General features: G+C 32.6%; 10 protein-coding genes. 7 read left to right on the forward strand and 3 right to left on the reverse strand.

Annotated elements, in window-relative coordinates; translation table 11 throughout:
- Positions 1–18 precede the first annotated feature (18 nt).
- Positions 19–1,314 (forward strand): gliding motility-associated protein GldE, encoded by a 1,296-nt coding sequence (locus M2326_RS00870; RefSeq protein WP_264617672.1) that lies wholly within the window; start codon positions 19–21, stop codon positions 1,312–1,314.
- Between the two features lie 111 nt (positions 1,315–1,425).
- Positions 1,426–1,989 carry a gliding motility lipoprotein GldD gene (gene gldD / locus M2326_RS00875; protein WP_264617673.1) on the forward strand — a complete coding sequence of 188 codons (564 nt, stop codon included), beginning with the start codon at positions 1,426–1,428 and terminating at the stop codon, positions 1,987–1,989.
- Between the two features lie 77 nt (positions 1,990–2,066).
- On the opposite strand, the gene M2326_RS00880 is transcribed toward gldD, so the two are convergent.
- Positions 2,067–2,447 carry a heavy-metal-associated domain-containing protein gene (locus M2326_RS00880; protein ID WP_264617674.1) on the reverse strand — a complete coding sequence of 127 codons (381 nt, stop codon included), beginning with the start codon at positions 2,445–2,447 and terminating at the stop codon, positions 2,067–2,069.
- Positions 2,448–2,543: 96 nt separating this feature from the next.
- Here M2326_RS00880 and M2326_RS00885 point away from each other — a divergent pair, with 96 nt between their 5' ends.
- Complete coding sequence (locus tag M2326_RS00885) at positions 2,544–3,416, forward strand: DMT family transporter (protein WP_264617675.1); 873 nt, start codon at positions 2,544–2,546, stop codon at positions 3,414–3,416.
- Between the two features lie 161 nt (positions 3,417–3,577).
- On the opposite strand, the gene M2326_RS00890 is transcribed toward M2326_RS00885, so the two are convergent.
- Entirely contained in the window at positions 3,578–4,993 is a 1,416-nt protein-coding gene (locus tag M2326_RS00890; RefSeq protein WP_264617676.1) for a M16 family metallopeptidase, read from the reverse strand.
- A 97-nt stretch (positions 4,994–5,090) separates the two neighbouring features.
- Complete coding sequence (locus tag M2326_RS00895) at positions 5,091–6,413, reverse strand: M16 family metallopeptidase (protein WP_264617677.1); 1,323 nt, start codon at positions 6,411–6,413, stop codon at positions 5,091–5,093.
- 236 nt (positions 6,414–6,649) lie between these two features.
- On the opposite strand from M2326_RS00895, the gene rplU reads away from it, so the two are divergent.
- From rplU to M2326_RS00915, 4 genes are all read left to right on the forward strand, one after another.
- Positions 6,650–7,072, forward strand: a complete 423-nt coding sequence (gene rplU / locus M2326_RS00900) for a 50S ribosomal protein L21 (RefSeq protein WP_264617678.1) — start codon at positions 6,650–6,652, stop codon at positions 7,070–7,072.
- A 24-nt stretch (positions 7,073–7,096) separates the two neighbouring features.
- Entirely contained in the window at positions 7,097–7,363 is a 267-nt protein-coding gene (rpmA, locus tag M2326_RS00905; RefSeq protein WP_007137428.1) for a 50S ribosomal protein L27, read from the forward strand.
- 269 nt (positions 7,364–7,632) lie between these two features.
- Positions 7,633–8,298, forward strand: coding sequence for a beta-phosphoglucomutase (gene pgmB, locus M2326_RS00910; protein WP_264617679.1), 666 nt, complete (start codon positions 7,633–7,635; stop codon positions 8,296–8,298).
- 37 nt (positions 8,299–8,335) lie between these two features.
- Entirely contained in the window at positions 8,336–10,642 is a 2,307-nt protein-coding gene (locus tag M2326_RS00915; protein WP_264617680.1) for a glycoside hydrolase family 65 protein, read from the forward strand.
- Positions 10,643–11,129 lie beyond the last annotated feature (487 nt).

Below are 11,129 nucleotides of genomic sequence, written 5' to 3' on the forward strand. Positions count from 1 at the left end.
TAACTAATTCTTTGTAATTTGGACCCAGAGCCCAGTTTAAATTTCGCATATACAATAGACACAGATCTATTATTAGGTTCCATTGCATTACTTGCACTACTATTTTGTTCGGCAGTAGTTTCTGGAGCAGAAGTTGCCTTATTTTCGCTTTCACAAAAAGACATCGACGACTCATTACAAGATGACCAGTCCAAAGGAAAAATCCTAGCTGACCTGTTAACACGTCCAAAAAAATTATTAGCTACTCTTTTAGTAGCTAATAATTTCATAAATATTGGTATCGTTATCCTTTTCTCATTTATTGGAGGGGATTTATTTTCAAACATACACTCGCCTGTAATCAAATTCATGCTTGAAGTGATTGTCGTTACCTTCTTACTACTTTTATTTGGAGAAGTACTCCCAAAAGTGTACGCAAGTAGAAACAATATAAAGTTTGCCAAATTTGTAGCATTACCCATTATTATTTTAGAAAAAATACTTTCTCCAATAAGTCTCCCTATGCGTAGCGCAACCGTTTTTTTACACAATAAATTAGGGAAACAAAAAACTAGCTTTACCGTAGATCAGCTTTCACAAGCATTAGAACTAACCTCCTCCGATGACACTTCATCAGAAGAACAAAAAATACTAGAAGGAATTGTTTCTTTTGGAAACACAGACACCAAACAAGTCATGAGTCCACGTATTGATGTATTCGCACTTGAAATATCAGAAACCTTTGATGAGATATGCCCGAAAATTATCGAAAAAGGGTACTCTAGAATTCCCGTATACCGCGATAACATTGACCAGATCGAAGGTATATTATTTGTTAAAGATCTATTACCTTATATAAATAAAAAAGAATTCAACTGGGCCTCACTTATCAGAGAACCTTTTTTCGTCCCTGAAAACAAAAAACTAGACAATTTACTCAAAGATTTCCAAAACATGAAAAACCACTTAGCAGTAGTAGTAGATGAATATGGTGGAACATCAGGCTTGGTTTCCCTTGAAGATGTTATTGAGGAAATAGTTGGCGATATCAGTGATGAATTTGACGATGAAGATGTTAATTATTCTCAGCTTGATGATAAAAACTATATTTTTGAAGGTAAAATTAATTTAAAAGACTTTTATCGAATAGTTGAAGTTAACGAAGACTTGTTTGAATCAAAAAAAGGAGAAGCAGAAACCTTAGCTGGATTTTTACTCGAAATTGTTGGAAATTTCCCAAAAAAAGGGCAAAAAATAATTTTTGAAAACTGCTTATTCAAAGTAGAAACCGTTGACAACAAACGAATCAAACAAATAAAAACTACAATAGACTAGCCGTTTAAAAAAAAAAAAAAACAGCTATTACATCATACACTTTAGACTAAAATCGATCAAATTAGCGTTTCATAGTGAAACCAGGAGAATCAATAGGTATTAAAAAATATTATGCTACAAAAAAAGATTGCTTTTCTAATTCCGTTCTTTGCACTCACCTTATTTGTAAGCTGTAAGGACAATATTTTACCTAAACCATCTAGCTATTTGAGACTAGATTATCCCGAAGCTAAATATGCCGCTTTTGCAAATAATTGCCCTTATTCGTTTGACATCAATGAAAAAGCAGTTATTACAGCAGATAAAGATTGTGGCTTTAGCATTACCTACCCAAAAATGAAAGCAACCATTTACCTTACCTATAAACCCGTAACTGGCAACATCAATAATCTGCTGCGTGACGCACAAAAACTAACTTACGAACATGTAATAAAAGCAGATGATATACTAGAGCAACCTTATTTAAATCCTGACCAAAAAGTTTATGGGATGTTTTATCAAGTAAACGGAAATGCCGCGACCAACTCTCAGTTTTATGCTACTGATAGCATAAAACATTTCATCACGGGATCGGTATATTTTTATGCAAAACCAAATTTTGACTCAATTATGCCTGCAGCCAGCTATATCAAAAATGATATGCAAAGACTTATGGAAACATTAAAATGGAAGTGATTTTTTTTAAACACAAAAAAAACCATTAAGAAATAATTTCTTAATGGTTTTTTTTGTGTTTAAAAGTCTAAAAGAAACTATTTAAAATTGGACACTTTATATGTAACTCCATCTCCTTCTGCCTGTACAGTTTTTATTAGAGATTCTTTATTTTGAATGGTTTTATCAAAAGATACAGAGGCAATTTTTTTATCAAAATCAACTTCTGCTGCTTGAACACCATCCAACTTTGTAAGATCATCTTGAATCGCTTTCGCACAACCCATGGCACAAACCATACCGTCTATTTTAAAAGTTGCAGTTTGCAAATTTTCAGCAGCTATTTCTTTCTTTATCATTGGAGCTTCAGCGTGTGCATTTTGAGGGATTATTTTCTCTGCAACTTCAGTATCTTTTTTACAGCTTGTAAAAACAACTCCTGCAATAACCAATAAAGCAATTGATTTTATAATTTTCATATGATATAATTGTTTAAAAAATAATTACAAAATTACTCAAATTAGCATCGATAATTCATAAAATAATTACAATTTTGGGTTAAATTAAAAAATACAATGGAATCAAAGCAAATAAAATGGGGCTATCTAACAGTTTTAGCGCTTATATGGGGTAGTTCTTTTATACTCATCAAACGCGGTCTTATTGGCTTAACTGCTCTTCAGGTGGGATCTTTACGAATTATATTTGCTTCACTATTTCTACTAATTATAGGATTTAAAGCTGTATTCAAAATCCCTCGCAACAAATGGAAGTACCTAGCTCTTACCGCAGTCTGTGGCACTTTCTTGCCTGCTTTCCTTTTTGCGATTTCACAAACAGAACTCGATAGCGGAATCACTGCCATTTTAAATTCACTTACCCCATTAAATACGTTAATTATTGGCGCGATTGCCTTCAAGGTTGGCTTTCAAAAACGCCAACTTTGGGGTGTATTTATAGGGTTAGCAGGCAGTTTACTTCTCGTACTCAACGGCGCCATGAACCACCCAGAACAAAACTATTATTACGCACTCCTTATCATTATTGCATCGATTTGTTACGCTATAAATGTAAATCTCATCAAACATTATTTATCAGACATAAGTCCCTTAAGCATTACTACTGGTAACTTTGCCATACTATTTGTACCCGCAGTCCTTATTCTCTATTTTACTGGTTTTACTGAAACCATGCAAATAGAAAAAGTACAGACATCCATTTTTTACATCCTTATATTAGGTGTATTAGGTACCGGAATCGCTAACATTCTATTCTTTAAACTTATACAAATTGCTTCTCCAGTATTTGCATCTTCTGTAACTTATCTTATACCATTGATTGCCTTCTTTTGGGGAATATTAGACAACGAAACCCTTACTCCCATACAATTTTTCGGTGCTTTTGTCATTCTGATTGGAGTTTATTTATCTGCTAGAAGACAGGATTAAAAAATAAAAACCATTCCAGAACAAATTCATTTGCTATAAACAATGAATACGTTCTAGAATGGTTTTACATTAGTCTCCACCAATACAACAAGAAACTACTATATTAATGTAGGAATCTCTTATCCGCATTTAAGCTTATAATACTAGTCTTGTTAAAAAAATTATTTGTGTTTTGGTTTTTCTACAGGATTTCCAAACTTATCAAAATAGGTAATAGGAATAGCCAGTTTTTCTAATCCTGGTATCACTTCTTCTCCTTTTGCTGCAATAATAATTCGAGTATTATCAATTAAAAAATACTTATTTGCTGCCTTCAAAACATCATCTGGCGTTACTGCTGTAATAGACTTTATATAATTTTCATAAAAATCTTTTGGTAACTCATCGATTTCAGTATTCAAAGCATATCGAGCAATCGATTGTGGTTTTTCAAAATTCATCACAAATCGACCAATAAACCCCGCTTTGACATCATTTAACACTTGATCAGATACTTTTTCAGTTCGCAATTTTTTGATTTCTTTTACAAACTCAACGACTGCACTATCAGTAGCGTTGATACGAACAGAAGAAGAAGACTTCAACTTATCAATATACTTCCCTATTCCAATAGACGAATTAGCGCCATATGTCCAACCGTGTGCTTCTCTAAGATTCATATTTAAATTACTATTATAACCTCCCCCCAAAATATGCGTGGCGATTACAGCCGGAAAAAAATCTGGCGCATTCATCTTTAAGTGCACAGTATTCACCAAAGAAATTTCGGATTGTGAAGCATTTGGTACATCTACAAAATTAATTTCTAGCGCAGGTACACTTACAGGATCTGGATAAAGCTCTTCTGGGGTACTTCTCTTTTTCCATTTTCCAAAAAGAGCTTCAATACTTTTTTTGACATCGTTAAATTTAACATCACCAATTACAACCAAGTATGCGTTTTCGGGTATAAAATGAGCATCATAATACTTTTGAATATCTTCTACATTCACATTCTCAATTGTTTCTTGCGTAAGATATTCCCCAGACGGGTGATTTTTTCCAAAAGTCAAAACATCTACTACTCTATTAGCAATTGCTGGTGCGCTTTTTTCTTGCGATTTAAGACTCTCAAGCATTTTTGCTTTTTCCTTATCCAATTCTACTTGTGTAAAATTAGGAAACAAGGTTCCAAAAGAAAGTAATTCTAAAACACGACCAGAATATTTTGATAATGAATTAGCGTAGGCTCCGTGAGAACTAAAACTCACATTAGCACCTAAAAAGTCTAATTCTTCATTAAAATCATCTTTCGAGATCTTAACACTTCCATTCCCCATAAGACTACTGGTCAGATCATCAACACCTTTTTTATCTTTCTCAGCAAAAGGAGGATTATCTATTGTTAAATTAAATGTAACTCTAGGAAGCTTATGATCTTCGACCACCATAACCTTTAATCCATTTGACATAGTAAAGGCTTGTGGTTTTTTGACATTTACAACAGGCGGCTTGCCTTGTTTCGGTTGTTTATAATCTTGTGATTGCATAGTAGCTGTGAACAATAATAGGATGAATAATATACTGTGTCTTTTCATATATCTGAAATATATTTTTAATAAATCATTTACGGTACTGCATTTAGTTATAAACACTTACAACAACACACGTACTATTGACGACTTTATAATGAAATTAATTCTTAGCCTCGGTAGTTGGAACGTAATCTAAGAGCAAGCGCTGGTTTGGATTCAAATATTTCCTTGCCACTTCACGAATCTCCTCCCTTGTAATCGAATGATAAATATCAATTTCGGTATTAATCAAATTGATGTCATCGTAGAGCATGTAATACTTCGCTAAATTTTCAGCCACGCCTTCTACGCTCGAGTTATTATTAACATATTGATTTTCGAATTGATTCTGTAATTTCTGAAAATCTTTTTCCGAAATCAAATCAGTTTGAACCTTCACAATTTCTTCATCAATTTCCTTAAGCAAATCATCTGCAGAGAATCCAGCCATAGGCAAACTATAAATAATATACATACCATAATCTTCCTGACTGTAATTAAAAGCTCCTACTTGCAAGGCTACTTTAGTATCATCTACCATTTTCTTATACAACTTCGAACTTTTACCATCACTCAAGTAACCTGAAATATAATCCAACACTCGAGCGTCTCTAGTCTTCATAGACGGTGTTCTATATGAAGCCACCAACATCGGAATTTGAATATTTGGATCCTGATAATTAGCTTTTATTGTTTGAGTAATAGGTACTTCATCAACAATTGGTCTTTCAAAAGTCGCTCCTTTTTTAATGTATCCAAAATATTTCTGAATCCACTCTTTAGTTGTTGCAATATCCAAATCACCTGCTACAACTAAAACAGCATTATTTGGAACATAGAATTTTTGATTAAACATTTTAAAATCTTCCAATTTAGCCGAGTTTAAATGTTCCATAGAGCCAATCACAGGCCAACGATAAGAATGTTTTGCAAACATATTCTCTTTAACAACATCTATTACCGCACCATAAGGCTGATTGTCTGAGCGTGATCTTTTCTCTTCTTTAATTACACCCTTTTGAGTATCAACACCAATTTGATTAATAACTGGATGAAATAGCCTTTCTGACTCCATCCAAAGACCAAGCTCCAAACTATTAGAAGGAAAGACTTCATAATAATAAGTTCGATCTTCAGATGTATTGGCATTATTCACACCACCATTGGCTGCTACAAGTTTCATCCACTCTCCCCTTTTAATATTCTTGGTACCTTCAAACAATAAATGTTCAAAAAAATGTGCAAAACCAGTTTTATTAGGATTTTCATCTTTAGAACCTACGTGGTACATTACAGAGGTTACCACAACAGGAGCCGATTTATCCTGATGCAAGATTACATGCAATCCATTGTCGAGGTTGTATTCTTCGAAAGCTATTTTTTGAGCCGAAGCTACCCCGCCTAACATAAGAGCAGTACTTGCTATCATTATATATTTTTTCATAAGGATTAATAAAAATTGTAATTTGATTACCTAAATAATTAGACCAAAAATACTTTATTTTCGTTATTAATGAATCCTTATTAACAATATTTTACTTTAAAAGAAAGTTACGGCACCATTGAAACCCTAACAAAACTAAGAGATTGAATAAAAGAGATTGTTTTTTCATTTAAGTAATTGCACAGTAAAATAATAATTGTATATTTGCAACCTTAAAAATTTATAAATCAATCGGTATGTATGCAATCGTAGAGATAGCAGGGCAACAGTTCAAAGTAAGCAAAGACTTAAAGGTTTATGTTAACCGTTTAGCTAGTGAAGAAGGTTCAAAAATTTCTTTTGACAAAGTTCTTTTATTAGATGACAATGGTAATATAACTTTAGGCGCCCCAGCTATAGAAGGTGCTTCAGTAGAAGCTAAAGTGTTACAACACTTAAAAGGAGATAAAGTTATCATTTTCAAAAAGAAAAGAAGAAAAGGATACAAAAAGAGAAACGGTCACAGACAATATCTTACTCAAATTGTAATTGAAGGTATTACTGCTTCAGGTGCTAAAAAAGCAACTAAGAAAGCAGCGGTTGAAGCAAGTACTGAAGAAGCACCAGCTCCAAAAGTAAAAAAAGCTCCAAAAGCTAAAAAAGAAGATACTCAAGAATAATAACAATATTAAAACTAATACGTCATGGCTCACAAGAAAGGTGTCGGTAGTTCCAAGAATGGTAGAGAATCAGAATCAAAACGTTTAGGTGTTAAGATTTTTGGTGGACAAGCTGCTATTGCAGGGAACATCATCGTAAGACAAAGAGGTTCAAAACACAACCCAGGTGAAAATGTATATATCTCTAAAGATCATACATTACACGCAAGAGTACCTGGAATTGTAAAGTTCCAAAAGAAAAGAGATAACAAATCTTATGTATCAATACTTCCATTCGAAGTTGAAGCATAATTGATTTACTCAATTTATATTAAAACCCAATTCGAAAGAATTGGGTTTTTTTTTGATTTAAATCGAAATTAAATACTTAGATTATTAGTTTTAGATTAAAAAAAATCAAAAATATAAAGTTGAAAAAAAAATAACATTAAATTTTCTCAAAAATTATCGATCATTGCATTAATTATCAATTTAATCATTAAGTATAAAGGTCACTTTGTAAAAAAAAAATTATATTTACAATAACTACTAAATAAGAATTATGTTAATCACACTTAATCATGACAACTAAAAAAGCATTTATTTTCGACTTAGATGGAGTAATTGTAGATACTGCCAAATACCATTTTTTGGCCTGGAAAAAAATAGCAGACCGACTGGGTATTAATTTTACGCACGAACATAACGAATTACTTAAAGGTGTAAGCCGTATTCGATCACTAGACATCATCCTAGAACTTGGTAAAGTAGAAGCTTCACAAGAAGATAAAAATAAATGGCTAATTCAAAAAAATGAGGACTACCTTTTATGCCTAGTAGATATGAATGAAAGCGAAATTTTACCTGGTGTCTTAGCTATTTTAAAATATATAAAGCAAATAGGGCAACCAATAGCACTTGGCTCCGCAAGCAAAAATGCTAGACCTATACTTGAAAAAACAGGCATATTATCCTATTTCGATGCTATTGTAGACGGAAACGATGTTACCAATGCAAAACCCGATCCCGAAGTATTTTTAATTGCAGCAAAAAAACTAAACATCTCACCAGAAAACTCCATCGTATTTGAAGACTCTATTGCAGGGATTCAAGCTGCAAATATCAGCAAAATGGTCAGTATTGGAATTGGAGATGAAAAAACATTACACGAAGCTAAATATATTTTTGAAGATTTCACCCATATAGGCACTCATTTTATAGATATTCTTATACAAAAAAGAGTTTAAAACAATAATATCCCATTAATTCTAAATTAAAAGAGAAATGAACCAAGATTATATCCAACCAGACAACTGGTCCATTATAGAAGAGGGCTTTGATCCCGAAAGAATAAAATCATCCGAAAGTTTATTCAGTATAGGTAACGGTGCCATGGGACAACGTGCTAATTTTGAAGAAAAATATAGTGGCAAAACTTTTCAAGGAAGCTACATAGCTGGAATCTACTACCCCGACAAAACCAAAGTTGGATGGTGGAAAAATGGATATCCAAAATATTTTGCAAAGGTATTAAATGCACCTAACTGGATTGGAATCGACATCGAAATCAATGGAGAAGCTCTTGACCTAAACAATTGTCTTAATGTAGTGAATTACCGTAGAGAATTAAACATGAAAGAAGGATGGTACAATCGTTCATTCATTGCAACATTACAAAATGGAACTCAAATTTCGGTATCATCAAAACGCTTCCTTTCTATTAATGAAGATGAAATTGGCGCTATCAATTTTGAAATAACACCGCTAAATAAAGACGCCACAATAACCTACAAACCTTATATTGATGCAGGGGTAACCAACGAAGATACTAACTGGGAAGAAAAATTCTGGGAACCTTTGGGCGTGATAAATAACCAAAATGAAGGGTTTGTAACTGCTCAAACTTTTAAAACTCATTTTAAGGTTACTACATTCATGCAGAATAGTATTTTTGAAAATGAGAAAAATTTAAATTTATCACCTAATAGTATTAATAATTTAGTAGATAAAACACAATTTAGTTATTCAGTATTTGTTTCGAAAAATACAAAATCTTCAATACAAAAGTTAGGTGGTTATACTGTTTCACTAAATCATAAGAATACACAAGAAGCTGCTGAAAGTGCAATAAAAAAAGCTTTAACTATTGGCTATGATCAATTACTAGAAGACCAAAAACAAGCTTGGGCTAAAATTTGGGAAATGTCAGACATCACAATTGACGGAGACATCAAAGCGCAACAAGGTATTCGATTCAATATTTTTCAATTAAACCAGACTTATTTAGGAAAAGATAGCCGACTAAACATTGGTCCAAAAGGATTTACAGGAGAAAAATATGGAGGATCTACGTATTGGGATACTGAAGCTTATTGTATACCATTTTATATGGCAACCAAGGACCAAGAAGTAGCTCGTAATTTATTGATCTACCGCTACAATCAATTGGACAAAGCAATTGAAAATGCAGAACACAATTTAGGTTTTAAAAATGGTGCAGCACTTTACCCAATGGTTACTATGAACGGTGAAGAGTGCCATAATGAATGGGAAATTACCCATGAAGAAATTCATCGCAATGGAGCAATAGCTTTTGCCATTTTCAACTATTATCGCTTCACTAACGATTACTCCTATATTCCTGAAAAAGGATTGGAAGTTTTAATTGGAATAGCTCGTTTTTGGCACCAAAGAGCCAATTTTTCAATGGAAAAAAATCAGTATGTAATTTTAGGCGTTACTGGTCCTAATGAATACGAAAATAACATTAACAACAACTTTTATACAAATTACATTGCCAAATGGTGTATCGACTATACGACAGCACAATTGAAAAAAGTAGCTATCGAATACCCAACAGACCATAAGCGGATCATAGAAAAAGTCATACTAGGCGATACCGAAATTAAAGAATGGAACAAGGTAGCCGAAAATATGTACTTTCCAAAATCGAATACACTAGGTATTTACCTACAGCAAGATGGGTTTTTGGATAAGGATTTGATAAGAGTTAAAGATTTAGACAAAAAACAACGACCTATTAATCAAAAATGGTCTTGGGACCGTGTATTACGTTCTCCATACATTAAGCAAGCTGATGTACTGCAAGGTTTTTACTTTTTTGAAGATCACTTTACTCGCGAAGAATTAGAACGTAATTTTGACTTCTATGAGTCTTTTACCGTTCATGAGAGCTCACTATCTCCATGTGTACACTCTATACAAGCCGCAAAACTAGACAAAATGGACATGGCATATGAGTTTTACTTGCGTACTTCTCGACTTGACCTTGACGATTATAACAAAGAAGTGGAAGAAGGTTGCCACATAACTTCCATGGCAGGAACCTGGATGAGTATCGTTGAAGGATTCGGAGGAATGAGGATTAAAAATAACATATTACACTTTACACCAAAAATCCCTAAACAATGGGAAGGATATTCGTTTAAAATTAATTTTAGACATCAAATTGTAACGGTAAAAGTCACCGCTACACAATCTATGTTTACAGTAGATGGAAACAAAGGTCTTATTATAAATGTAAATGGAAATGAATTGACAGTCACTCCAAACAAAACAGCAACTACTTAATTACAAGTATATAAAATTAAAAAATCCCGATTAATCGGGATTTTTAATTTTATCTTTTATCTTGAAAAACACCAAATAATACTTACAATAAATAAAAAACGAAAAGAAAATTTATTTTATTTTTTGCTCATCTTAAATTTCTCTAACTAGTTTAGGAGCTTTTTCTACTCCTTCAGTTGAAAAAAATAATATTTATTGATATCCACTTTAGAAAAAAAACTATTCAAAGGATCATTAGTCTCAATTTATTAAATATTCAATCCTTATCCATTTTCACAACATGTTGATATTAATGGATTATTATTTGACCAATTCTCCTAGTTTGTCTACTTTCATTTTTCGTGGACGAGTATCCGTCTTTGATGATGAACAAATCATAGAAATAACTACTCTGTTGTATATTACTAGCTTTTTAAGTACATCATATTTAAATTATTAATTGATTGATGTCCTTAAACGATAAATAAATACTATCATACGACAAAAT

The sequence above is a fragment of the Flavobacterium psychraerolatum genome, from assembly GCF_025960985.1.
GTDB lineage: Bacteria > Bacteroidota > Bacteroidia > Flavobacteriales > Flavobacteriaceae > Flavobacterium.